Raw genomic sequence first — 24,394 nt, forward strand, 5'->3', positions numbered from 1 at the left:
GTGGCGTGACGCCCACGGTTGTGAAAACTGTTCACAATCGTGACAGGAACAGTGGTCGACGAGCCGGTTTTGGCGGTCGTATTTTCCGTACTTCGTTCGCAGTCAGAAATTCGGGAGGGTCGAGATGAGTATTTTTTCTTACCGAAAGCACTTGCGGTTCCTGACGCGCGCCCAGCGCCGTCGCTGGTGGGATCAGAAAAAACGCCTTACGCCGCGCGTGCGGATCAGCGGCGCATACGTGCCGCCCAACGTGTCCCGCGAATTCGTGTACGTGAAGGTCGGCTAGTCGCGCGGTCTTCGCAGGTGACAAAATGCCCGGCCTCGAGCAATTGAGCCGGGCATTTTTTGTTGGGAATTTTCTTCCGGCTGTCAGGATTGAAGCGAATTTGTAATTAAAGATTACCGATGCGCGAACTCAAACCCCCGCGCTCGATCAGACCTGTGACGCGCGGCCCGTCGCCCGCGTGCAACCCCTTGATTCCCGGCTGATTTCGCTCAGGTCGCGGCGGCGCGTAGGCGCGCTCGCGCCGCGCTCGGCAAAACGCTTCGGCTCGCCCTTGCAATTTGCAACAAATGCGAACATTTCGGCCGGGGCTTTTTAGATACATTGATTTCGCAGCATGCGAGGCATGCGCAGTCGGCGACCTTGGCAGGCCGCGCTAGGAGAATAGAAGTGAAAAAGATCGTTCCGTTTGTCGTTGCAGCCGCACTCGGCTTGGGACTTGCCGGGACCGCTGAGGCAGGTGTTTCCGTCGGTATCGGCCTTGGGGTGCCGATCGCGCCGGCCTATCCGGTCTATGCGGCGCCGCCGCCTGTCTATTACGCCCCGCCGCCTGCGCCGGTGTACGCGCCGCCGGTTGTGTTCGCACCGGCTCCGGTGGTGGTCGGAGGCTATTACGGCTATGGCCGCCCTTACTATCGTGGCTACTACCACGGCTACTATCGCGGCTACGGGCACTCGTACTATCGTCATTAAGAAGGGCGGGCGCGCCTGACGCGCGTGGGAACGTCGACGGCGTAACGCCGGCTTGTGCCGGGTTACGTCGTTTCTTTTTGTGTCGCTGTTTTTTGCTTTCCGCAGCGTTCCTAGCTGATGTCGCGCGCTCGCGCGAGCGCCGTTCCAAAGCATCGAGGAAGCTGGGAGAATGGCTGCTTCGCCACCGCCCCAGGAGAGTTTCGCCGATGCAAGTGCTTCCCGCTCCCACCTTCGATGACGTCCTCGACGCCGCCGCGCGTCTCGAAGGCGTCGCGCACCGCACCCCCGTTCTGACATCGAGCACGTTCGACGAGCGCACTGGCGCGTCGGTGTTCTTCAAGTGCGAAAACTTCCAGCGCATGGGCGCGTTCAAGTTCCGCGGCGCGTACAACGCGATTTCGCATTTCGACGCGGAGCAGCGCAAGGCGGGCGTGCTGACCTATTCGTCGGGCAATCACGCGCAGGCGATCGCGCTGTCGGCGCGCCTCGCCGGCATTCACGCGACGATCGTAATGCCGCACGACGCACCCGAGGCCAAGGTCGCCGCGACCAAAGGCTACGGCGGCGAAGTGATCAGCTACGACCGCTACAAGGAAAATCGCGAGGAAATCGGCCGCCGGCTCGCCGAAGAGCGCGGCATGACGCTGATCCCGCCGTACGATCATCCGCACGTGATCGCCGGCCAGGGCACCGCGGTCAAAGAACTGATCGACGAAACCGGCCCGCTCGACATGTTGTTCGTGTGCCTCGGCGGTGGCGGGTTGATCAGCGGCAGCGCATTGTCGGCGGCCGCGCTGAGCCCGGCCTGCACGGTGATCGGCATCGAGCCCGAGGCGGGCAACGACGGCCAGCAGTCGCTCGCACGCGGCGAGATCGTTCATATCGACGCGCCGCGCACGATTGCCGATGGCGCCGCCTCGACGCATCTGGGCCACTATACGTTCGCGGTCATCCGCCAGTTGGTCGCGCGAATCGAAACGGTCAGCGATGCGCAACTGATCGAGACGATGCGCTTTTTCGCGCAGCGCATGAAGATCGTCGTCGAACCGACTGGTTGTCTCGCGGCGGCGGCGGTGCTGAACGGCGTCGTGCCGGTGAAGGGCAAGCGCGTCGGCGTGGTGGTGAGCGGTGGCAATGTCGATCTGCCGAAGCTCGCGCAGTACCTCGCATGAGCGGCTCACGTCGAGTCGCATGAAGAAAAACGGCTCGCCGATGCGAGCCTTTTTTTGTTCGCGAGCCGCTTCAGCTTGCCACTTGCGCGGTGCTCTGCACGATCAGATCGCGATACCCGTTGACGATCACGCTGTACGAGAAATAGGCGAACAGCAGCGCCGACAGAACGTGACACGCGCGCAGCAGACCGGCGCCCGCGCGCTTGCGTCCGTGGCTGCCGAGCCCGCAGATGAAAAGCGTCCAGCACAGGCCGCCCAGAAAGAATCCGCCGAGGAAGATCAGCGCGGTTGTCGGGCTCGTTGCGCCGGCCTTCGCGATCAGCGCGCCGCCGACCGCTGCGAACCACAGGATCGCCGACGGCGACGACACCGCGAGCAGCACGCCGCGCAGAAACCCGCGCCATGCCGACTGATGCGGCGCAGCCGCGTCGCCTTCGCCGGCAACAGCTTGCGCCGCGGCCGGGAACATCGCTTCACGCGCCATCTTCCAAGTGAGAAACAGGAGGATCGCCGCGCCGCCGATCCATACGACCCAGCGCACCGATTCGAACTGCAGCAGCGCGGCCATGCCCGCGAGCGCGAGCGTCGCGTAAATGAGATCGCCGACGCACGAGCCGAGGCCGAGCCAGAAGCCCGGCCGAAAGCCGTGCGACAGCGTCAGCGAAATGATCGCGACGTTGACGAGACCGATATCGAGGCACAGCGACAAGGACAGAAAAAAGCCGTCCGACATCATTGAAAAAGCGTGCATCCGCGCGAGCGCTCCATCCGTTATTGATTGTGTTGTCCCGCGCGCGTTACAGGCCGAGGCCCAACTCGTTCCACAAGCTATCGATGCGCTGTTTGACCGCGTCGTCCATCACGATCGGGCGGCCCCATTCACGGTCGGTTTCGCCCGGCCACTTGTTGGTTGCGTCGAGCCCCATCTTCGAGCCGAGGCCGGCTACCGGCGACGCGAAATCGAGATAGTCGATCGGCGTGCGGTCGACGAGCACCGTGTCGCGCGTCGGGTCCACTCGCGTGGTGATCGCCCAGATCACTTCCTTCCAGTCCCGGATATTGACGTCCTCATCGACGACGACGATGAACTTCGTATACATGAACTGCCGCAGGAAGCTCCACACGCCGAACATCACGCGTTTCGCGTGGCCGGGGTAGCTCTTCTTCATTTGCACGATCGCCATGCGGTAACTGCAGCCTTCGGGCGGCAGATAGAAGTCCGTGATCTCGATGAACTGCTTCTGCAGCAGCGGTACGAACACTTCGTTCAGCGCGACGCCGAGCACCGCCGGCTCGTCGGGCGGTCTGCCGGTGTAGGTGGAGTGATAGATCGCGTCGCGGCGCATCGTGATGCGCTCGACCGTGAAGACCGGGAACCACTCCTGTTCGTTGTAGTAGCCGGTGTGATCGCCATACGGGCCTTCGAGCGCGTGTTCGTACGTGGCCGACGCACCCTTCGACGGACGCGGCGGTGCGCCGGCCGGGGCGGGCGAGGGTGCGCCTTCCTGCGGATAGATGAAGCCCTCGAGCACGATCTCGGCGCGCGCGGGGACCTGCAGACCGTCGACGCCCGGTGTGACGCATTTCGCGAGCTCGGTGCGCCCGCCGCGCAGCAGGCCGGCGAACTGGTATTCGGACAGCGTGTCGGGTACCGGCGTGACCGCGCCGAGAATCGTCGCCGGGTCCGCACCGAGCACGACGGCCACCGGATACGGCTTGCCGGGATTTTTCAGCGCGAACTCACGAAAATCGAGCGCGCCGCCGCGATGCGCCAGCCAGCGCATGATCAGCTTGTTACGCCCGATCAGTTGCTGGCGATAGATACCCAGGTTTTGTCGACTCTTGTTCGGCCCTTTCGTGACGGTCAGACCCCAGGTGATCAACGGCCCGGCATCGCCGGGCCAGCAGGTCTGAATGGGCAATTTGGCAAGGTCGACGTCATTGCCTTCCCAGACGATTTCCTGGCAGGGCGGTGCGTTGACCGTCTTCGGCGCCATGTCCCACACGGCCTTCGCTAGCGACAGCAGCTTGCCGGCGTCCTTGAGCCCTTTCGGCGGCTCGGGTTCCTTCAACGCGGAGAGTAGCCGACCGACATCGCGCAGCGATTCGAGCGCCGCCTGGTCGCCCGCGCCTGCTTCGGCATCGATGCCCATGCCAAGCGCGACGCGGCGCGGCGTGCCGAACAGATTGCCGAGCACCGGGAACGCGTGCCGCTCGGTGTTCTCGAACAACAGAGCCGGGCCGCCCGCGTGGAGCACACGGTCGCAAAGTTCGGTCATTTCGAGATTCGGCGACACTTTTTGCGAAATTCGGCGCAATTCACCGATCGCCTCGAGGCGGCCGATGAAATCGCGTAAGTCTTTGTATTTCATCTGTGACGGTTCAGGGCCGCATGCACGGCGCATAGGACGGGGAGGCAGGAGGAACGGCGTTGGTACCTATCTGACGCAAAAAACGATTGTCGATTTTACCTGCGTTAGCCGCCGCACGTAGATCGACCAAATGGTCTAGTCCAAACAGCCAGGGTCGGATCGCCCGAAACGCGCATTGAGCGCGGTTCTCGGGTGACTGAACACCGTTCATAATTACGAAAAGTTATCATTATTGAATTCTATAGTGTTGACGATCTATAAAACCGTGCATAGAATCCGTCCACATTGGTTGCAGGGCGTTAACCTTTTTACCGTCGCCCCCGGTCCTCAGACGCAACGCGTCACCGTTTTGCTTCCCTGCAGGGTAGAACGGCATTATTGAAGTCCCTCACCAGCGTCCACCAACGCTGGTTTTTCGCGTGGGAGCCAAGCCCGATACACATCGAGTATGTGTGGGCTGTTTTTGAGATGGCTCCCAAAACGGTATATGTTGCCGTTTTCCCGACGTCGCTGCTGCCCAACCAGAGAGCACGCGATGTCTTGACTCTGCGAGCGCGCCGTACCGCCTGATTTGTCCCGGCGGAGTTCGCGGATCATGCAAGATGGGAGATCTGAATGAACGCCTGGTTATCGTGGCGTCCCGATGAGCGTATTGCGCAGATTGTGCGCGGTGCGCTGCGCAGCGGGACGCGACTGAGTCATCACCTATTCAGCATTGTCGGCGGGATCGCCGTGGTGCTGGCTCTCGCACTGTGGCTGATGCCGACCTGGCGCGGCGCGCTCGCCGCGCGTCTGATGCCGGTCATTTCCGCCGCCGTGCAAGCGGGCCCCGCCCGCCTGCTGCAAGGCAATCCGCTGCCCGCCATCGGACCGACCAGAAACGCCGACGCATCCTCCGACGAATCGCTGTCGGCCAATTCGCCGAACATGCTGACCACGCCGAGTCCCACCGATGGCTCGAACGACGGCAGCATGACCCTCACCGCGGCCACCACCGGCTTCGACGGCGCGTTCGACGGCGCCGGCACGTCGGGCACGAGCGCCGCCGCGCTCAACGGCCTCGATCCGCGCACGATGCAGGGCGTCAGCGCGCTCGCACGTCTGATTCCGCAGCAGCGCGTGTCCGCCGATGCACGCGATGACCGCGTGCTCGTGTCGAGCCACGAGCAGGACCTGGTCGCGTCGTACCTCGCGCGGCGTTATCGCGTCGCTCAGGAGCCCGTCGGCGAGCTCGTAAAAGCCGCGTTCGACACCGGCCGCGAAGTCGGCCTCGATCCGCTGCTGCTGCTGTCAGTGATGGCGATCGAATCGGGCTTCAATCCGTACGCCGAGAGCGGCGTCGGCGCGCAGGGCCTGATGCAGGTGATGTCGAAGGTGCATTCGGACAAATTCCAGTATTTCGGCGGCCAAAGCGCGGCGCTCCAACCGCTCGCGAACATCAAGGTCGGCGCGCTCGTGCTGAAGGATTGCATCGCGCGTGGCGGCTCGCTGCCGGGCGGCCTGCGTCTGTACGTCGGCTCCACCACGCCGGATGACGGCGGGTACGGCGCGAAGGTGATGGCCGAGCGCGGTCGTCTGCGCGACGTCGCGCGCGGCCGTAAGGTGCCGATCAATGCGCCGCAAGCTCCGGTGCTGACCGCGTCGGCCACGCCGGCGCCAGCCGCGGCGACGAGTGGTGGCAACGGCAAGCGCGTTCAGGTGACGCTGCAAGGCGGTCACGCGCTGAGCCAGGCGACGTCGGCGGTGCACACGCAGCCGGCCGATCAGGACGACGCGAGCGCCAATTCGACGACGCGCCACGTGGCGTCGGCGTCGGAGCTGGGGGCTTGAGTTAGACGTTGCCGTGCCGCATGAAAACAACAAGGACACCCTCGGGTGTCCTTTTTTGCGTCTGGCACGGTTGCTGCCGAATCAATCCCGATGCGTCAATGCCGCCCGAACAGCTTTGCCAGCCGCTCGACCGCCTCTTCGAGCTTTGGATAGGCGGTCGCATACGACAGCCGGATGTAGTCCTTCGGCGCGTGCGTGCCGAAGTCCATGCCCGGCACCAGTACGACCCCGGCATCGTGCAGCATCGCCTTCGTGAGCGCCGCGCTGTCGCCGGCCGCCGGATGCGCGACGCCTCGGCAGTCCGCGTACACGTAGAACGCGCCGTCCGGCATCACCGGCACGGAGAAGCCGAGCGATTCGAGCGCCGGCGCGATGAAGTCGCGGCGTCGCTTGAATTCGAGGCGCCGCGCTTCGTAGATCGCGATCGTCTCCGGCTCGAAACAGGCGAGCGCCGCGTGCTGCGCGAGCGCCGACGCGCAGATGAACAGGTTCTGCGCGAGCTTTTCGAACGCGCTGACCATCGCGGGCGGCACGACGAGCCAGCCGAGCCGCCAGCCGGTCATGTTGAAGTACTTCGAGAAGCTGTTGACGGTGACCACGTCGTCGCCGAACGACAGCGCCGACACCGGCTTGGCGTCGTAGCTGAGGCCCTGGTAGATCTCGTCGACGATCGAGAAGCCGCCGCGCGCGCGCACGGCCTTGACGATGCGCTCGAGTTCGGCCGGCTCGATCGACGTGCCGGTCGGATTCGACGGCGACGCGAGCAGCACGCCGCGGGTGCGCTCGCCCCACCGGCGTTCGACGTCGGCGGCGGTCAGCTGGAAGCGCTCGGCCGGCCCGCTCGGCACCATCACCGGCTTGCCTTCGGCGGCGATTACGAAATGGCGGTTGCACGGATAGCACGGGTCGGGCATCAATACTTCGTCGTCGCGATCGACGAGCGCCGCGCACGCCAGCAAGAGCGCGGCCGACGCGCCCGCGGTCACCACGATCCGCGCCGGATCGACGTCGATGCCGTAGAACTCGGCGTAATGCGCGGAAATCGCATCGCGCAGCGCGTGCACGCCGAGCGCGCTGGTGTACTGCGTGACGCCGCGGCGCAGCGCGCTCGCGGCCGCCTCGATGACCGGCTCGGGCGCCGTGAAATCCGGCTCGCCGATGCCCATGTGAATGATGTCGCGCCCCGCGCGTTCGAGCAGCACGGCCTCCTTGGCCAGTTCCATCACGTAGAAAGGCTGGATGGCATCGACGCGCGCGGCAAGCCGCACGAGAGGTTCGGTCACGGAGTTCATACGGTCAGTCCAGTTCAGAAGCAGGACGGCGCCTACCCATCAAATGATGCGTTCATCGATGCGCGCAGCGCCGTCCTTGCGGGCGATCGAGGTGCTTCGCCCTGTGCAGTGCGACGTGGCAGGGAGCCGATGCGCGGCATGGCCCCACCGGCGCCGCGCTCAGCTCTTGCGAGCCGCCTGCGTCTCGGTGGCGCGCAGTTGCGCCGAGAGCTTGTCGAGCACGCCGTTCACGTACTTGTAGCCGTCCGAGCCGCCGAACGTCTTGGTCAGCTCGACCGCTTCGTTGATGACCACGCGATACGGAATGTCGACGTGATTCTTCAGTTCGAACGCGGCGACCAGCAGCACCGCGCGTTCGACCGGCGACAGTTGATCGATCGGACGGTCGAGGCACGGCGCGATCGCGGCGGAAAGTGCTTCGGAATCGCGCATCACGCCATGCAGGATCGCGTCCAGGTGCTCGTGATCGGCCTTGTCGTAACCTTGCGCGCCGCGTAGTTGCGCGTCGATCTCACCGCCGGGCGAGCCCGACAGCAGCCACTGGTAAAGCCCCTGCGTGGCCAGTTCGCGGGAGCGTCGGCGTGCGCTCTTCATGCCTCTTCCTCGTCGTCTTCATCTTCGTCATCGCCGCCGAGTTGCTCGAGCGCGACCGCGAGGTTCGCCATTTCGACAGCCACGCGCGCGGCGTCGCGACCCTTCTCGGTCATGCGCGCGACGGCTTGCTCGTCGTTCTCGGTGGTCAGCACCGCGTTCGCGACCGGAATGCCGAAGTCGAGGCCGATGCGCGTGATGCCCGCGCCGCTTTCGTTCGAAACCAGCTCGAAGTGATAGGTCTCGCCGCGGATCACCGCGCCGAGCGCGATCAGCGCGTCGAATTGCGCGCTTTCCGCGAGCTTTTGCAGCGCGAGCGGGATTTCCAGCGCGCCCGGCACCGTGACGAGCAGCACGTCTTCGCCGGTCACGCCGAGGCGTTCGAGTTCTTCGATGCAGGAGTCGGCGAGGCCGTTGCAGACGGGTTCGTTAAAGCGCGCCTGGACGATGCCGATGCGCAGTCCGTCGCCGTCGAGATTCGGTTGGTATTGTCCGATTTCCATATGAATTCCGTAGTGTTTGAGTGGGCGCGAGGCGCGTGAGTGGCCGGATCAGAGTTGCGGGGCTTGCGTTTTGCTGCCGGGCATCGGAATGAAGCCCGTGACTTCGAGACCATAACCCGACATGCTGCCGAGCTTGCGTGGGTTCGACAGCACCTGCATCTTGCCGACGCCGAGATCGCGCAGAATCTGCGCGCCGATGCCGTAGGTCTTGAAGTCGACCGGCCGGCGCTTCAGCGCGTCCGCTTTTTCCTTCGAGTCGAACGCCTTGAAGACGTCGATCAGATGGTCTTTCGAGTCGCCGCAGTTCAGCAGTACGACCACGCCGAGATCGCGTTCTGCGATTTCCTGGATGGCCGCGTCCAGCGTCCACGAATGGGTGGATTCGCCGACTTCGAGCAGATCCAGCACCGACAGCGGCTCGTGCACGCGCACCGGCGTGTCGCGATCGGGCATCGGCGTGCCGCGCACCAGCGCGATGTGCGGCTGGCCGCTCGGCTGATCGAGATACATGACCGCGCGGAACGCGCCGTGCGCGGTTTGCATCGTACGTTCGCAGACACGCTCGACGATCGACTCGGTGCGGCTGCGATAGTGAATCAGATCGGCGATCGTGCCGGTCTTCAGGCCGTGCTCCTTGCCGAACTCGAGCAGGTCCGGCAGACGCGCCATCGTACCGTCGTCCTTGATCACTTCGCAGATCACCGCGGCAGGCGTGAGGCCCGCGAGCCTCGTGAAGTCGCAGCCGGCCTCGGTATGGCCGGCACGCACCAGCACGCCGCCCGGCTGCGCCATGATCGGGAAGATATGGCCCGGCTGCACGATGTGCTCGGCTTTCGCGTCCGGCGCGACCGCGGCCGCGATCGTGCGGGCCCGGTCGGCCGCCGAGATGCCGGTCGTCACCCCTTCGGCCGCTTCGATGCTGACCGTGAACGCGGTGCCGTACTGCGTGCCGTTGCGGTAGGTCATCAGCGGCAGGTTCAACTGCTGGCAGCGATCCTGGGTCAGCGTCAGGCAGATCAGGCCGCGGCCGTAGCGAGCCATGAAATTGATCGCTTCCGGAGTGACAAACTCGGCGGCGATCACGAGGTCGCCCTCGTTCTCGCGGTCTTCTTCGTCGACGAGGATCACCATCCGGCCGGCTTTCAGTTCGGCAATGATCTCTTGGGTGGAGGCGAGCGTCATGTTGGCGAGTTTTTCGGGAAAGCGCGTATTTTACGCCACGCGCGAGCCCAAGTCGCCTCCGCCAGACGACATAGGCCGTTTGGCCGACTGTGACGAGCCGGGCGGGGTTGCCATGCTCGTCGAAACGGTGGGCGCGCGCGCGAGTGGCGTTGGCGGCAACGCGAAGTGTGCTCCGGCGCGGCCCGTTTTACGGATTGCAATAGTGCGGAACGGTACTTGCGGCGCAGCAGGCAGCTTCGTCTCACTACCACCCGGAGACCGGAATGTCGGGGACCGTCGGCTGTTGCATCAATGAAGGGCGTCACGCGCGCGCGCAAGGAGCGCGTCGATGAAGCGCGGCGCCACGAGCGGGGGCTCGTCGCAAGCGCCCGTGAGCGCGCTGCGCGCGAGCGCGTACCGCATTCCGACCGACGCGCCGGAGGCCGACGGCACGTTCGCGTGGGACGCGACCACGCTGGTCGTCGTCGAGGTCGACGCGGGCGGCGACACCGGCATCGGCTACACGTACAGCGATGCCTGCATCGTCGGGCTGATCCAGGGCGCGCTCGCCGCCTGCGTGCTGAATTACGACGGATTGGACGTCGGCGCGCATTGGCAACGGTTGCAACGCCAGGTGCGCAATCTCGGCCGCGCGGGACTGGCCGCGACAGCCATTTCGGCAATCGACTGCGCGCTGTGGGACCTGAAGGCGAAGCTGCTCGGCGTGCCGCTCGTCGGGCTGCTCGGCGCGTTGCGCCCGGCCGTGCCGGCTTACGGCAGCGGCGGCTTCACCACGTATACGAACCAGCGCTTGCAGCAGCAGTTCGCCGGCTGGGTCGCGCAGGACGGCTGCCGGTGGGTAAAGATGAAAATCGGCAGCGAGCCGGACAAGGACCCGGCGCGCGTCGCGGCGGCGCGCGCGGCGATCGGCGGCGCGGGCCTGTTCGTCGACGCGAACGGCGCGTTCACGCCGCAACGGGCGCTGTACTACGCGCAACGTTTCGCCGAGCACGAGGTGAGCTGGTTCGAGGAGCCCGTGTCTTCGGACGACGAAGCGGGCCTGCGCGGCGTACGCGAGCGCGTGCCGGCCGGCATGGAGATCGCCGCCGGCGAATACGGCTACACGCTCGACGACTTCCGCCACCTGCTCGCGGCGGGGGCCGTCGACGTGCTGCAGGCCGACGCGAGCCGTTGCGGCGGCATCACCGGCTTTCTGCAGGCCGCCGCGCTGTGCGACGCGTATCACGTGCCGCTGTCCGCGCATTGCGCACCGGCGCTGCATCTGCACGTCGCGTGCGCGGCGCCGCGCTTGCGCCATCAGGAGTGGTTCCATGACCACGCCCGGATCGAAGCCATGCTGTTCGACGGTGCGCCGCGGTTGCGCGACGGCCAGATGGAGCCGGACCTGTCGCGGCCCGGTTGCGGGCTCGAGTTCAAGCATGGTGACGCCGAGCGCTACCTCATCAAATAAAGCAGGCCACGACACGGAAGCGATATCTATGAGCTCTTCACGCGTACCCGGATTGCTGTACACGGCGGCGGCCGTGACGGCCGTCGCGGCGTTGGCCGCGCGCCGCGCGGGAAGACCGGAGTTGCATCGCGAACGGCGTGAGACCGGTCCGCAACACCACGAGCATCGGGCATCCGTGACGTTCCCGAGGTGTGCCGCCCGCAGCCATCAGCGCGCGCCGGCGCGCGTGCACGCGAGCGAACTCACCGCCGAGGTGGAGGCACACGTCGAAGCGGCCCGCACCTTCAACCACAGCTCCGCGCTGCTCGCGCTGTCGGTGCTCGCCGACAGCGCGATGGAGCACTACCGCGGCTCGTTCGACAACCCTGCGATGTTCATGCCACTCGTCAGCGCGAGTCTGTCGCTCGCCGCGGGCCTGCATGGTGGCGCGGATCGTCGCGGCCAGACGCATCGCGCGCGCCATGCGATCTATCTGACCGCGGCGGCGACGGGCATCGCCGGCACGGGCTTCCATTTCTACAACGTGATGAAGCGGCCGGGCGGCTGGAGCTGGAACAACCTGTTTCACGCGGCACCGCTCGGCGCGCCGAGCGCGTTGCTGCTGTCAGGCGCGCTCGGTGCCGTCGCCGAACGCTTGCGCGACGAGCCCGCAGACGACCCGCAACTGCTCGGCATGCCGGCCGGTCAGGCGCTCGGTCTGCTGGTCGCGGCGGGTCTCGTCGGCACGGTGGGGGAGGCCGCGCTGCTGCATTTTCGCGGCGCGTTTCAGCATCGCGCGATGTACGCGCCGGTCAGCATTCCGCCCATCACCGCCGCGCTGCTCGCGCATGCCGCGCTGTCCGCTCCGCGCGAGCGCTGGTACACGCGGCTCTGGTTACGCATCACGACCGTGCTCGGCTTTGTCGGCGCGGGTTTTCACGCGCGCGGGATCGCGCGTCGTCAGGGCGGCTGGCGCAACTGGAGCCAGAATCTGTTCGACGGGCCGCCGCTGCCCGCGCCGCCGAGCTTTTCCGCGCTGGCGCTCGCCGGGCTCGCCGCACTGCGTCTGCGGGAGACTGAAAAATGACCAACCGACCACGCTCGACCCGAGCCACCCGCTATCCCGGCTACGACGTGCTCGACAAACGCACGACGCCGTCGTGGGACGCGCTCACCCGCGCGGTGATCGCCGAACGCCTCGCGACACCGCTCGAGCCGCGCTTTTTCAACGCGGTCGAATGGCTCGCGGTCACGTCGCTGTGCGCCCGCATCGTGCCGCAAACGAATGCGCAACCGGTGGTACCGCTTGCCGCGCTGCTCGACGCGCGGCTCGCCGGCAATGGCAACGACGGCTACCGCGACGCCCGTTTGCCGCCGATGCGCGACGCCTGGCGCATCGGCCTCGCCGCGCTCGATGCCGAGTGCCGCGAGCGCGGCGGCCTGCCGTTCGCGAGCCTCGCGGAGGACACGCAGATCGCGCTGCTCGGCGAGATGCAGCGCGGCGAACTGACGAACCCCGCGTGGCGCGGCATGCCGTCGAAGCTATTCTTCGGCGAGCGCGTGCTGCACGACATTTGCGGGCTCTACTACTCGCACCCGCACGCGTGGAGCGAGATCGGCTTCGGCGGCCCGGCGAATCCGCGCGGCTATGTGCGCATGTACCTGAATCGCCGCGATCCGTGGGAGGCGGTTGAAGCGACGCCCGACACCCATGAGCAGGCCGCGAAGGAGAATCGCCGTGTCCGATGACGCGCAGCAACGGCCACGCGGCAAGGACGGCCGCGCACCCGACGTGTTCCAGCGCGGCGGCTGGGTGCCGATGCGCACGTACCCTGACGGCGAGGAGGTCGATTTCGCGATCGTCGGCACCGGCGCCGGCGGTGGCACGCTTGCGTGCCGGCTTGCGGAAAAAGGCTTCAAGGTCGTCGCGTTCGATGCCGGCGCGTGGTGGCGTCCGCTCGAAGAGTTCGCGTCTGACGAAGCGCATCAGGAAAAACTGTTCTGGACCGACGAGCGCATCTGCGACGGCGACAATCCGCTGAAGCTCGGCAACAACAACAGCGGCAAGGCGGTGGGCGGCAGCACGGTCCATTTCGCGATGGTGTCGCTGCGCTTTCGGCCCGAGTGGTTCAAGTCGCGCGGCGTGCTCGGCTATGGCGCCGACTGGCCGCTCGACTGGCGCGAGATGTGGCACTACTACGGCGAGGTCGAGGACGCGCTGAAAATCTCCGGACCGGTGAACTATCCGTGGGGGCCGAAGCGGCCGCGCTATCCGTATCGCGCGCATGAGCTGAACGCGGCGGCGCTGGTGCTCGCGCGCGGCGCCGAGGCGCTCGGCATCGGCTGGAGCCCCACGCCGCTCGCGACCCTCTCCGCGCCGCGTGGCCGCGCGCATCCGTGCGTGTACCGCGGCTTTTGCGTGTCCGGCTGCGCGACCAACGCGAAGCAAAGCGCGCTCGTCACGTGGATCCCGCGTGCGCTGCGAGCCGGCGCCGAGGTGCGCGATCTGGCGATGGTCGGCCGCGTCGTCACCAACGACGCGGGGCTCGCCACCGGCGTCGAATATCTGCGCGAAGGACGCTGGCGATTCCAGCGTGCGAAGCACGTGGTGGTGGCCGGCTACGCGATCGAAACGCCGCGCCTGTTGCTGATGTCGGCCAACAGCCGCTTTCCCGACGGACTTGCGAACAGTTCGGGACTCGTGGGCAAAAACCTGATGGCGCAGTCGAATCAGGGCGTCTACGGCACCTTCGATGAAGACATCCGCTGGTACAAGGGGCCGCCGTCGCTCGCGCTCACCGAGCACTGGAACTACGAAGACAAGGGCAAAGATTTTTTCGGCGGCTACTGCTACATGAGCCAGGGGCCGCTGCCGAACGGATGGGTCGCGGTGCAGAATGGCCGCGGCTTGTGGGGCGACGCGCTCGGCGCGGAGATGCTCAAGTACAACCACCAGGCGGGGCTGAAGATCGTCGGCGAGATGCTGCCGCAGCAGCGCAACCGCGTGACGCTTGCCGACGAGAAGGACCAGTACGGGCTGCCGATCGCGCGCGTCACCTATTCATGGTGCGACAACGACAAGCGGCTCATCGCGCATTCGCTCGACTTCATGGAGCAGGCGCTCGCGGCCGCCGGCGGCAAGGAGATCTGGCGCGAGACCGACGACACCTGCCACCTGAACGGCACCGCGCGCATGGGTGACGATCCGTCGACGAGCGTCGTCGACGCGGACTGCCGCAGTTGGGACATCCGCAACCTGTGGGTGTGCGACGGCTCGGTGTTTCCGACGGTGGGCGGCGTGAATCCGTCGCTGACGATTCAGGCGATCGCGTGTCGCACCGCCGAGCGCATCGCCGCGCTAGCCGCGCGCGGCGAGTTGTAGGGGCAGTGTTGCCCGCGCGCATGAACCGCAGTCCGAAACGACGGAGTACTCACTGCGCGATCCGGGTGGTTACACAACATGCTCTCCATGCATCGAACATTGACTTACGTCAGTTTGAGGCGCAAAAACGGGCCTCATTTTCGATGCCCCACCTGCATGGTGCAATGCAAAATCCATAGAAAGGCCGGGCTTGCTGGCCTCACCATACCCTGCAGGTATGAAAAAGGACAGGAAAAGTATTGGACGGGCCAAACGGGCGAAGGGTATAAAAACATCCAATGAACTCACTTCTCGCCGCAGCCGCCATGACCCAAGCGACCATCGAACGTATCGAAACCCGCCTCGTCGATCTGCCGACGATCCGCCCTCACAAGCTGTCGGTCGCCACGATGTACGGGCAGACGCTGATGCTGGTCAAGGTCTACTGCAGCGACGGCATCGTCGGGATTGGCGAAGGCACCACGATCGCCGGCATGGCCTACGGCCCGGAAAGCCCCGAAGCAATGAAGCTCGCGATCGACGCCTACTTCGCCCCGGCGATGATCGGCAAGGACGCGACGCAGATCCAGGCGCTGATGGCGCACCTCGGCAAGCTGGTCAAGGTCAATCATTTCTCGAAGAGCGCGCTCGAAACCGCGCTGCTCGACGCGCAAGGCAAACGTCTCGGCGTGCCGGTGAGCGAGCTGCTCGGCGGCCGTCGCCGTGAGCGCCTGCCGGTTGCGTGGACGCTCGCGTCGGGCGATACGGCGAAGGACATCGCCGAAGCCGAGCACATGCTCGACGTGCGCCGCCACAAGGTCTTCAAGCTGAAGATCGGCGCGAAGGAACTGAAGACCGACATCAAACACGTCACCGAGATCAAGAAAGCGGTCGGCGAGCGCGCCGCGGTGCGCGTCGACGTGAACATGGCGTGGAGCGAGACCCAGGCCGCCTGGGCGATTCCGGCGCTGGCCGATGCGGGCTGCGATCTGGTCGAGCAGCCGGTCGCGTCCGCCGCGGCGCTCGCGCGACTGATGCGCCGCTTCCCGGTCGCGCTGATGGCCGACGAAGTCTTGCAAGGCCCGGACAGCGCGTTCGAGATCGCGAAGAACGGCGGCGCCGATGTGTTCGCGATCAAGATCGAACAGAGCGGGGGCCTGTTCGCCGCGCAGCGCGTGGCCGCGATCGCAGATGCCGCCGGCATCGAGTTGTACGGCGGCACGATGCTCGAAGGTGCGTGCAGCACGGTGGCGTCGGCGCATCTGTTCGCGAGCTTCGCGAATCTGCAATGGGGCACCGAGCTGTTCGGGCCGTTGCTGATCACCGAAGAAATTCTGACCACGCCGCTCGACTACAGCGACTTCGAACTGACCGTGCCGAAAGGCCCGGGTCTCGGCATCGAACTCGACGAGGCGAAGGTCGAGCGATTCACGCGAGACGGGCTGATGAAGGTCACCCGCTAAACGGATTTAGATCAAGAGGATTCAACGATGCTTTTCCATGTGCGAATGGACGTGCACCTGCCGGTCGACATGCCGGCCGAAGTGGCGAACGAAATCAAGACCCGCGAGAAGGCTTACTCGCAGGAGCTCCAGCGTAGCGGCAAGTGGCGTCATATCTGGCGCCTCGTTGGCGAGTACGCGAATTACAGCATCTTCGATGTAGAGAGCAATGCCGAACTTCACGACATTCTGTCCGGCTTGCCTCTGTTCCCGTACATGAAGATTTCGGTGACGCCTCTGTGTCGTCACCCGTCGTCGATTCGGGACGGCGACATCTGAGCCCAGGGGCCAGGCGCTTTTGACGGCGAGCGCATCCAAAGCCATCTTTTCCCCCTATACCAACTGGAGACAGTCATCGTGAGCGTCAAAGTATTTGAAACCAAAGAAGTGCAGGATCTGCTGAAAGCCGCTTCCAACGTCGATGCCGGGAGTGGCAACGCGCGTTTCCAGCAGATCGTTTTCCGTCTGCTGGGCGACCTGTTCAAGGCAATCGATGACCTCGACATCACGCCCGACGAAGTCTGGGCCGGCGTCAACTATCTGAACAAGCTCGGTCAGGACGGCGAAGCGGCGCTGCTCGCGGCCGGCCTCGGTCTCGAGAAGTATCTCGACATCCGCATGGACGCCGAGGACAAGAAGATCGGTCTCGAAGGCGGCACGCCGCGTACGATCGAAGGCCCGCTGTACGTCGCCGGCGCGACGGTGCGCGAGGGCGTCTCGAAGATCGACATCAACCCGGACGAAGACGCGGGCCCGCTGGTGATCCGCGGCACGGTCAAGGATCTGGACGGCAAGCCGGTCGCCGGCGCGGTCGTCGAGTGCTGGCACGCGAACTCGAAGGGCTTCTACTCGCACTTCGATCCGACCGGCGCGCAGAGCGACTTCAACCTGCGCGGCGCGGTGAAGACCGGCGCCGACGGCAAGTACGAGGTCCGCACGCTGATGCCGGTAGGCTACGGCTGCCCGCCGCACGGCTCGACGCAGCAGTTGCTGAACGTGCTGGGCCGTCACGGCAACCGTCCGGCGCACGTACACTTCTTCGTCAGCAGCGACGGCCATCGCAAGCTGACCACGCAGTTCAACATCGAAGGCGATCCGCTGATCTGGGACGACTTCGCGTATGCAACGCGCGAAGAGCTGATTCCGCCGGTCGTCGAGAAAAGCGGTGGCGCGGCGCTGGGCCTGAAGGCCGATACGTACAAGGAGATCGAGTTCAACTTCACGATCACGCCGCTGGTCCAGGGTAAGGACAACCAGCTCGTCCATCGTCTGCGCGCTTCGGCCGAAGCGTAATCGCACGAGGCGGCGCCGTGGCGACACGGCCGCCGCCTTTCGTTGCCAACGGCCGGCGGTCTTGCCGGCCGAATCCCTGAAGCGTCGTGCTGCCGTTGCTTGGCGTTCTGGGCGAGTCGTCGCAAGGGGCGCTCGCAAGGCTCGAGCAACAGCGAAGAACCGATCGCGCCCGCGGGAGAAGACGGCGGTCGCGGGGAGTCCGCGTTGCTCGCGGCCGCCGCGACGCCTGCGCCGGAGTGAGCCGTATCGCCACTCGCGTGCGGTAGATTGAAAACGAAATTCGTTTCGACCGCCACAGGCTGATTGTCCATGCCCGTGAGCGCGCTGCACTGGGCACGCCGCGATGCCTGAAGGGCGAGGTTGTCGAACGCTGGATTGCCGGACGAGACTTCGACGACCGCGTCGCTGCTCTGTCCACGTTCGTCGACCGATGCACGCACGATCGCATGGGGACGCGGCGCGTGCGCGACCGCAGCGCCGGAGCAGGTGCGGCTCTTTCATTGTGATTGTCAGCTTCGGATCGTGCATGCGCGCTGGGTCACGACCCCGGATTCGCCTCGCTCAAACCGGCTTGCTGCGCGGATCGATCGCTGTCCCGATACGCACCGAGCATGCGCTCCTGGTATCGCGTAACGGTCTCGAGGGAAGTGGCCAGGTTACGTCGAGGATGGATCGCCATCGCGCGGCGCATTGAGCATCCGCTCCACATACCGCGCAATCAGATCGATCTCCAGATTCACTTTTACCCCGTCGTGCAGATGCTTGAGCGCCGTCACCTGCACGGTATGCGGAATCAGATTGATCGAAAACTCGCAGCCGTCGTCGCGATCAACGACGGAGTTCACGGTCAGGCTCACGCCATTGACCGTAATCGATCCCTTGTACGCGAGATAACGACCGATGTCGCGCGGCGCGAGAATGCGCAGCTCGTGCGATTCGCCGACCGGGGCGAAACGCGTGACGATACCGAGCCCGTCGACGTGTCCGGACACGATATGTCCACCGAGCCGGTCATGTGCGCGCAGCGCTTTCTCGAGATTGACCTCGCCGGGTTCGCCGAGACCGGCCGTGCGGTTCAGGCTCTCGCGCGACACGTCGACCTCGAACGAATGAGCGGTCTTCGCGACCACCGTCATGCAGGCGCCCTGGATCGTGATGCTGTCGCCGAGCTGCACATCGGCGAGGTCGAGCCCGCCCGCCTCGACGTTCAGGCGCACGCCCGCGTCGCCGCCCGTGCCGAGCGGCTTGACTGATTCGATGCGGCCCACTGCCGCGACGATTCCTGTAAACATCGTGCTAGTCCTTGATCATTTCGAAACGGTGGGAGACACGGTGTCGGTCCCGGGTAAGGCTGTCGGCGCGAAACGCGCGAGGATCCGCAGATCGTCGCCGATCCGCTCGACCGTGTGGAAATTCAGCTTCACGCGGTCTTCGAGCTGGTCGGGCGCGTCCAGATTGAACATGCTCATCGAGTCCACGCCGAGCAGGCTCGGCGCGAGATAGACCAGCAGTTCATCGACGCAGCCTTCGCGCAGCAGCGAACCGTTCAGCTTGTAGCCGGCTTCGACGTGCAGCTCGTTGACGTGACGCTCGCCGAGCACGCTCAGCATGCGCGGGAGATCCACCTTGCCGAACGCGTTCGGCAGCGGCACGATCTCGGCGCCGCGCTCGCGCAGCGCGCTCGCGCGTTCTTCGAGGCGCGCGTCGAGCTCGCCGCAGAAGATCAGCGTCGGCGCGCCGGCCAGGATCAGCGCGTCGAGCGGCACGTCGAGCTGGCTGTCGATCAGCACTCGGTGCGGTTGGCGCGGCGTATCGACCGCGCGCACGGTCATGCGCGGATTGTCCTCGCGCACAGTGCCGATGCCGGTCAGGATCGCCGACGCGCGCGCACGCCACGCATGACCGTCGGCCCGCGCGGCCGCGCTCGTGATCCACTGGCTCTCACCCGACGGCAAGCCGGTGCGGCCATCGAGCGATGCCGCCACTTTCATGCGCACCCACGGACGGCCGCGCGTCATGCGCGACACGAAGCCGATGTTCAGCTCCCGCGCTTCGTTCGCGAGCAGCCCGCAGCGTACTTCGATACCGGCTTCGCGCAGCATCGCGAGACCGCGGCCGGAGACCTGCGGGTTGGGATCTTCCATCGCCGCGATCACGCGGCCGATCTGCGCTTCGATCAGCGCGTTCGCGCACGGCGGCGTGCGGCCGAAATGGCTGCACGGTTCGAGCGTCACGTAGGCGGTTGCGCCGCGCAGGTCGTGGCCGCGCGAGCGCGCGTCCTTCAGCGCGCGAATTTCGGCGTGATCCTGGCCGGCCGGCTGCGTGAAGCCTTCGCCGATCACCTCGCCGTTTCTGACGAGCACGCAACCGACCCGCGGATTCGGGTCGGCCGTGTACATGCCGCGCTTCGCGAGCGCGAGCGCGCGTTCCATGTGGACGAAATCGGTTTGCGAGAACATCGGTGTCCGTTGTGGTGCGGTGTCTGGGTCGTGCGAGTTGCGGCCTTTGCTTCGGGCCCGGCTTCAGCCTTTCAACGCTGCGAACGCGCCGCGCGCGGCGTCGATCGTCGCGTCGATCACCGCATCGTCGTGCGCGCTCGACACGAAGCCGGCCTCATACGCGGACGGCGCGAAGTACACGCCCGCGTCGAGCATCTTGTGGAAGAACGCGTTGAAGCGCGGCACATCGCTCTTCGTGACGTCGGCGAAGCTCGTCGGGATCGATTCGCGAAAGTAGATGCCGAACATGCCGCCGAGCGCATCGGCCGCGAACGGCACGTCCGCTTCGCGTGCCGCCCGCGCGAGCCCTTGCGCGAGACGCGTGGTGCGCGCGGCGAGCGTGTCGTAGAAGCCGGGCGCCTGGATCAGCTGCAGCGTCTTCAGGCCGGCCGCGACCGCGATCGGATTGCCCGACAGCGTGCCCGCCTGATAGACGCCGCCGAGCGGCGCGAGGTGAGCCATGATGTCGCGCCGGCCGCCGAACGCCGCCGCCGGCATCCCGCCGCCGATTACCTTGCCGAGGCAGGTGAGGTCCGGCGTGATGCCGTAGAGTTGCTGCGCGCCGCCGAGCGCGACGCGGAAGCCGCACATCACTTCGTCGAAAATCAGCACCGCGCCGTACTCGGTGCACAGGCGCCGCAGCGCCTGCAGGAATTCAGGGGTCGCGCGCACGAGGTTCATGTTGCCAGCGACCGGCTCGACGATCACCGAGGCGATCTCGTTGCCGAACGCCTTGAACGCTTCTTCGAGCTCGGCGACGTTGTTGTATTCGAGCACGGTGGTGTGCTTCGCGATATCGACCGGCACGCCCGCCGAGGTCGGATTGCCGAAGGTCAGCAGGCCCGAGCCGGCCTTCACGAGCAGGCTGTCCGCGTGGCCGTGATAGCAGCCTTCGAACTTGACGATGCGGCTGCGGTTCGTGAAGCCGCGCGCGAGACGCAGCGCGCTCATCGTCGCCTCGGTGCCGCTCGACACCATGCGCACCTGTTCGATCGACGGCACCAGCTTGCAGATTTCCTCGGCGATCTCGACTTCCGACTCGGTCGGCGCGCCGAACGAAAAGCCATTCACGAGCGCGCGCTGCACGGCTTCCAGCACTTCGGGATGAACGTGGCCGAGGATCATGGGGCCCCACGAGCCGATGTAGTCGGTATAGCGCTGGCCGTCCGCGTCCCAGAAGTACGGGCCTTGCGCGCGCTCGATGAAACGCGGTGTGCCGCCGACGGAACGGAAAGCGCGCACCGGCGAATTCACGCCGCCCGGGATCGTGCGTTGCGCGCGTTCGAAGAGGGTTTCGTTTCTGGACATGGCGATGGCTGGAATAGGGAGCAGGGGTTGCGCAGCGGCGCAAAGGGCCTCGGACGATTCCCGCGGACCCTTCGCGCGATGCTGGGGTGGATCGAGAAATTGTACCGGAGTCGGCGCCTGCGGGCTGTGCGGGCGGGCGGTCGCGGCGGCGCGTGTTTCGCCTAGCTGCCCGGTGCGGGTATCGTCGGCGGCTTGCGCCTGCCGGTCAATTCGGCCCAGCGCTTCTCCAGCGCGCCTTCGGCGATCGGCTTGATGATCGTGCCCGAGCTTTGCGCATCCCACGTCTGCACCGAGAACGGATGCACACGCAGCTGATCGCGCGTGATGACCGGCGCGTGATGCGCATCGACGAGCCAGTCGTAGACGAAATCGATGCACAGCCGGTAGCCGCGTTTGGTCGACGCGTCGGGGACTTCGTAGGGCGCGCGCGTCACGTAGCCCGAACCGAAGATGCCCTTCGGCTCCTGCGCGACGCGATGCAGGAACACGCGATCGCCGGGCAGGATGCCGCGCGCAAAGCCGGAGCCCCACACGTCGGCCACCGCGTCGCCGGCCGCCACGCGTTTCGCGATGTCGGGCAACTCGGGCCACGGCCATTTTTTGGGGCTCCAGATGAGCAGGAAGGCGGTCATCGCGGGTTCGAACGGGATCAAGGGAAGGGTGTTGCGCGACGTCGAGCTTTTATGTCGGGCCGTCAAGCTGCGCATACGGAAGCGCGTTGGGCATGCTGGCGGCAGCTTAACCGATCGAGGCTGATTGCGCCGCGCCGCGCGGCGCTGTCGCGCAACGTCCACGCAGCGGGCCACGAGCGCCGTCAGCGGATTAACCGTCGCGTACAATCGAGCCGGTCAACTGATGGCCGTTCCCGCTTCACCCGTTCCGCAGCCGATGCCGGCGCGGCGTTCCATCCGGATTTCCCATGTCTCACGTCGTCAGACGCCGGCCCGATGGCCGGCTGATCCTGTTGCTCGGCGCGCTGGCCGCGTGCGGGCCGATTTCCATCGACATGTATCTGCCGAGCCTGCCGACCATCGCGCAGGCCTTCGCGGTCGGCACGGGCGCCGCGCAATCGACGCTCACGAGCTTCATGTTCGGCTTTTCGATCGGCATGCTGCTGTACGGTCCGCTGTCCGATACCTATGGCCGTCGGCCGATCCTGCTTGGCGGCATCATCATGTATGCGCTCGCGAGCATCGCCTGCTCGTTGTCGGTCTCGATCGGCTCGCTGGTGGGTTTCCGCTTCGTGCAGGCGTTGGGCGCGGGCGCGGCGTCGGTGCTGGCTCGCGCGATCGCGCGCGACGCGCACGAGCCGGGCGACGCGGCGCGCGTCCTGTCGATGATCGCGATCGTCACGGCGATCGGTCCACTGCTCGCGCCGCTGATCGGCGGACAGTTGCTGCTGCTGGGCGGCTGGCGCGCCGTGTTCGTCGCGCTGACGCTGTTCGGTTCCGTGTGCGCGGTGACCGCATTCCTGAAGGTGCCGGAGACGTGGCCGCGCGAGATGCGCGCGCAGTCGGCGCTGCTGAAGTCGTTCGGCGCGTATGGCACGCTGCTGCGCGATCCGGTCGCGTGGGGACACATGTTGTGCGGCGGCATGGCGTTCGCGTCGATGTTCGCGTACATCACGGCGACGCCGTTCGTATACATCGAGTATTTCCACGTGTCCGCGCAGCACTATGGATTCCTGTTCGCGCTGAACATCGTCGGCATCATGTTCGGCAATTACCTGAACACGCGGCTCGTCGGCCGGCTCGGGCCGGTGCCGATCATCTCGTTCGCGGCGACCGTGAGCTTCGTCGCGTCGCTGTTCGTGTCCGTCGTGTCGCTGACGGGGTGGGGCGGCTTATGGTCGATCGTGTTCGGGCTGTTCTTTGTCGTCAGCGTGGTGGGCGTGTTGTCCGCCAACTGCACGACCGATCTGATGCATCGCTATCCCGCCAACGCGGGCGCCGCGGCGGCCGTGTTCGGCGCGGTGCAGCTCGCGCTCGGCGCACTGTCGAGCCTCGCGGTCGGACTGTGGCAGGACGGCACGCCGAAGGGCATGGGTATCGTGGTCGGCGTGGCGGGCTGTCTGTGCTTTGTCGGACGCATGCTCGTGATGCGTTGGCACGGGACGAAGTCGCCGGTTGCGGCTGTGTGAGCGTGTTGTTCGGATATCGAGGGTGAGCGCTGCGCGAGCGCTGTGAAAACGGCGTGAAAACCGGATGGCGATCGTGCTATTGCGGCTGTGGGCATCGGCCGACGCGTGAGTTCATCGGACGCGTCTCCGGAAAACACCTGGTGTTGCGCGCGCACCACCGTGCGTTGCGGTTTGCATTGCTATGATGAAGTCACTGTTCCTCGGAGCGGCACTCATGGCGATCAAAGACCTGATGAACGGCGAACGGCAATTTGCGGCATTCGCCGAAGCGCAACGGCTGGCCGACAGCGGCGCTTATTACGATTACACCGACATCGAATACGTCTTGCGCTTTGATCACGGGTTGACGGATGTATCGGCTCTGCTCGATAGCCAGTTGATGCATCGCGATCTGAATCGTCGTTGCGCGGATGCGCGCGAAAAGCTCGAGATGGCGGACGCGTGATGCGTGATGCGTCGTGCGCGGGTTCGTGCTGAATGAAGCACGGCGATGAATCGCTCCGAGATTTTCACTTCTGGAGTGGTCGATGACCGATAGCACGCACGCCTCACGTTTGCCCCACACCGACAATCCGGCCGCGCTGGCGAAACCCGGCGGCCACTACAGTCATGTCGCGGTCGCGAATGGCTTCGTCTTCGTGTCCGGGCAGTTGCCGATCAACGCGCAAGGCGAAAAGCTCGCCGATGCGTCGTTCGACGCGCAGGCCGAACAGGTTCTGGCCAATGTGAAGGCGGCGCTCGAAAGCGTCGGCAGCAGCGTCGCGCAACTGGTGCAGGTGCGCGTGTATGTCGTCGATGTCGAACATTGGGCGAGCTTCAATCAGATCTATGCGGGGTGGGCCGGCGAGGCAAGGCCGGCGCGCGCGGTCGTGCCGGTGCCGCAGTTGCACTATGGGTTCAAGATCGAGGTTGAGGCGGTGGCGGTGGTTTAGGTCGTGATGGTGG

The 24,394-nt window shown here is 65.7% G+C and carries 24 protein-coding genes and 1 pseudogene; 14 read left to right on the forward strand and 11 right to left on the reverse strand.

The features are described 5' to 3' along the window. The first annotated feature begins 124 nt into the window (after positions 1-124). The 3 genes from OKW38_RS22950 to OKW38_RS22960 all read left to right on the forward strand — a co-directional run bounded on the left by OKW38_RS22950 (position 125) and on the right by OKW38_RS22960 (position 2,148). Positions 125-286, forward strand: a complete 162-nt coding sequence (locus OKW38_RS22950) for a hypothetical protein (RefSeq protein ID WP_167368604.1) — start codon at positions 125-127, stop codon at positions 284-286. Between the two features lie 387 nt (positions 287-673). Continuing rightward, entirely contained in the window at positions 674-976 is a 303-nt protein-coding gene (locus OKW38_RS22955) for a hypothetical protein (protein WP_090801498.1), read from the forward strand. 206 nt (positions 977-1,182) lie between these two features. Continuing rightward, the gene (locus tag OKW38_RS22960; protein WP_429363177.1) at positions 1,183-2,148 is read left to right on the forward strand and encodes a threo-3-hydroxy-L-aspartate ammonia-lyase; all 966 of its coding nucleotides are present in this window, start codon (positions 1,183-1,185) and stop codon (positions 2,146-2,148) included. A gap of 70 nt (positions 2,149-2,218) precedes the next feature. Here the strand turns inward: OKW38_RS22960 and OKW38_RS22965 are convergent, their stop codons facing one another. Both OKW38_RS22965 and OKW38_RS22970 read right to left on the reverse strand, forming a co-directional pair. Beyond that, positions 2,219-2,899 (reverse strand): LysE family translocator, encoded by a 681-nt coding sequence (locus tag OKW38_RS22965; RefSeq protein ID WP_090801495.1) that lies wholly within the window; start codon positions 2,897-2,899, stop codon positions 2,219-2,221. A 46-nt stretch (positions 2,900-2,945) separates the two neighbouring features. Next, entirely contained in the window at positions 2,946-4,520 is a 1,575-nt protein-coding gene (locus OKW38_RS22970) for a UbiD family decarboxylase (RefSeq protein ID WP_429363179.1), read from the reverse strand. A gap of 615 nt (positions 4,521-5,135) precedes the next feature. Between OKW38_RS22970 and OKW38_RS22975 the strand changes: the two genes are divergently transcribed. After that, on the forward strand, positions 5,136-6,350 hold the full coding sequence (locus OKW38_RS22975; protein ID WP_187614107.1) for a transglycosylase SLT domain-containing protein: 1,215 nt from the start codon (positions 5,136-5,138) through the stop codon (positions 6,348-6,350). A gap of 95 nt (positions 6,351-6,445) precedes the next feature. Here OKW38_RS22975 and OKW38_RS22980 read toward each other — a convergent pair whose 3' ends face one another. From OKW38_RS22980 to ribBA, 4 genes are all read right to left on the reverse strand, one after another. Then, positions 6,446-7,642, reverse strand: a complete 1,197-nt coding sequence (locus OKW38_RS22980) for a pyridoxal phosphate-dependent aminotransferase (protein ID WP_429363181.1) — start codon at positions 7,640-7,642, stop codon at positions 6,446-6,448. A 159-nt stretch (positions 7,643-7,801) separates the two neighbouring features. After that, on the reverse strand, positions 7,802-8,236 hold the full coding sequence (gene nusB, locus OKW38_RS22985) for a transcription antitermination factor NusB (protein ID WP_090801489.1): 435 nt from the start codon (positions 8,234-8,236) through the stop codon (positions 7,802-7,804). Next, positions 8,233-8,736 (reverse strand): 6,7-dimethyl-8-ribityllumazine synthase, encoded by a 504-nt coding sequence (gene ribH / locus OKW38_RS22990; protein ID WP_429363183.1) that lies wholly within the window; start codon positions 8,734-8,736, stop codon positions 8,233-8,235. Before ribH ends, nusB begins: the two co-directional genes overlap by 4 nt. 48 nt (positions 8,737-8,784) lie before the next feature. Then, a complete protein-coding gene (gene ribBA, locus OKW38_RS22995) occupies positions 8,785-9,918 on the reverse strand; it encodes a bifunctional 3,4-dihydroxy-2-butanone-4-phosphate synthase/GTP cyclohydrolase II (RefSeq protein WP_429335179.1) in 1,134 nt (377 codons plus the stop codon). 328 nt (positions 9,919-10,246) lie between these two features. On the opposite strand from ribBA, the gene OKW38_RS23000 reads away from it, so the two are divergent. The 7 genes from OKW38_RS23000 (at position 10,247) to catA (ending at position 17,503) form a co-directional block, all read left to right on the forward strand. Beyond that, complete coding sequence (locus OKW38_RS23000) at positions 10,247-11,368, forward strand: enolase C-terminal domain-like protein (RefSeq protein ID WP_429363185.1); 1,122 nt, start codon at positions 10,247-10,249, stop codon at positions 11,366-11,368. A 28-nt stretch (positions 11,369-11,396) separates the two neighbouring features. Further along, positions 11,397-12,434, forward strand: coding sequence for a hypothetical protein (locus tag OKW38_RS23005; protein ID WP_429363186.1), 1,038 nt, complete (start codon positions 11,397-11,399; stop codon positions 12,432-12,434). Next, a complete protein-coding gene (locus OKW38_RS23010; protein WP_429363188.1) occupies positions 12,431-13,096 on the forward strand; it encodes a gluconate 2-dehydrogenase subunit 3 family protein in 666 nt (221 codons plus the stop codon). Before OKW38_RS23005 ends, OKW38_RS23010 begins: the two co-directional genes overlap by 4 nt. Further along, the gene (locus OKW38_RS23015; protein ID WP_429363190.1) at positions 13,086-14,729 is read left to right on the forward strand and encodes a GMC family oxidoreductase; all 1,644 of its coding nucleotides are present in this window, start codon (positions 13,086-13,088) and stop codon (positions 14,727-14,729) included. The genes OKW38_RS23010 and OKW38_RS23015 overlap by 11 nt, the downstream gene beginning before the upstream one ends. Positions 14,730-15,034: 305 nt before the next feature. Beyond that, on the forward strand, positions 15,035-16,171 hold the full coding sequence (locus OKW38_RS23020) for a muconate/chloromuconate family cycloisomerase (protein ID WP_090801479.1): 1,137 nt from the start codon (positions 15,035-15,037) through the stop codon (positions 16,169-16,171). Between the two features lie 27 nt (positions 16,172-16,198). Further along, complete coding sequence (catC, locus tag OKW38_RS23025) at positions 16,199-16,489, forward strand: muconolactone Delta-isomerase (protein ID WP_090801477.1); 291 nt, start codon at positions 16,199-16,201, stop codon at positions 16,487-16,489. Between the two features lie 78 nt (positions 16,490-16,567). Continuing rightward, positions 16,568-17,503, forward strand: coding sequence for a catechol 1,2-dioxygenase (catA, locus tag OKW38_RS23030; RefSeq protein WP_429363192.1), 936 nt, complete (start codon positions 16,568-16,570; stop codon positions 17,501-17,503). Between the two features lie 323 nt (positions 17,504-17,826). Here the strand turns inward: catA and OKW38_RS23035 are convergent. The 5 genes and pseudogenes from OKW38_RS23035 to OKW38_RS23055 form a co-directional block, all read right to left on the reverse strand. Further along, positions 17,827-17,943, reverse strand: a pseudogene (locus tag OKW38_RS23035) (TonB family protein); the annotation flags it as partial. Positions 17,944-18,159: 216 nt separating this feature from the next. Continuing rightward, positions 18,160-18,795 carry a riboflavin synthase gene (locus OKW38_RS23040; RefSeq protein ID WP_429363193.1) on the reverse strand — a complete coding sequence of 212 codons (636 nt, stop codon included), beginning with the start codon at positions 18,793-18,795 and terminating at the stop codon, positions 18,160-18,162. A gap of 15 nt (positions 18,796-18,810) precedes the next feature. After that, positions 18,811-19,962, reverse strand: coding sequence for a bifunctional diaminohydroxyphosphoribosylaminopyrimidine deaminase/5-amino-6-(5-phosphoribosylamino)uracil reductase RibD (ribD, locus tag OKW38_RS23045; RefSeq protein ID WP_090801471.1), 1,152 nt, complete (start codon positions 19,960-19,962; stop codon positions 18,811-18,813). A gap of 63 nt (positions 19,963-20,025) precedes the next feature. Continuing rightward, positions 20,026-21,309 carry a glutamate-1-semialdehyde 2,1-aminomutase gene (gene hemL, locus OKW38_RS23050; protein WP_184058077.1) on the reverse strand — a complete coding sequence of 428 codons (1,284 nt, stop codon included), beginning with the start codon at positions 21,307-21,309 and terminating at the stop codon, positions 20,026-20,028. Between the two features lie 161 nt (positions 21,310-21,470). Beyond that, positions 21,471-21,941, reverse strand: coding sequence for a hypothetical protein (locus OKW38_RS23055; RefSeq protein ID WP_429363195.1), 471 nt, complete (start codon positions 21,939-21,941; stop codon positions 21,471-21,473). Positions 21,942-22,228: 287 nt separating this feature from the next. Between OKW38_RS23055 and OKW38_RS23060 the strand changes: the two genes are divergently transcribed. The 3 genes from OKW38_RS23060 to OKW38_RS23070 all read left to right on the forward strand — a co-directional run bounded on the left by OKW38_RS23060 (position 22,229) and on the right by OKW38_RS23070 (position 24,381). Then, complete coding sequence (locus tag OKW38_RS23060; RefSeq protein WP_090801465.1) at positions 22,229-23,449, forward strand: Bcr/CflA family multidrug efflux MFS transporter; 1,221 nt, start codon at positions 22,229-22,231, stop codon at positions 23,447-23,449. 214 nt (positions 23,450-23,663) lie between these two features. Further along, positions 23,664-23,894, forward strand: coding sequence for a hypothetical protein (locus tag OKW38_RS23065; RefSeq protein WP_090805429.1), 231 nt, complete (start codon positions 23,664-23,666; stop codon positions 23,892-23,894). 82 nt (positions 23,895-23,976) lie between these two features. Then, on the forward strand, positions 23,977-24,381 hold the full coding sequence (locus tag OKW38_RS23070) for a RidA family protein (RefSeq protein WP_090801464.1): 405 nt from the start codon (positions 23,977-23,979) through the stop codon (positions 24,379-24,381). Positions 24,382-24,394 lie beyond the last annotated feature (13 nt).

Origin of the sequence: Paraburkholderia sp. MM5496-R1 (assembly GCF_050436205.1) — a bacterium.
GTDB classification, from domain to species: Bacteria; Pseudomonadota; Gammaproteobacteria; order Burkholderiales; family Burkholderiaceae; genus Paraburkholderia; species Paraburkholderia tuberum.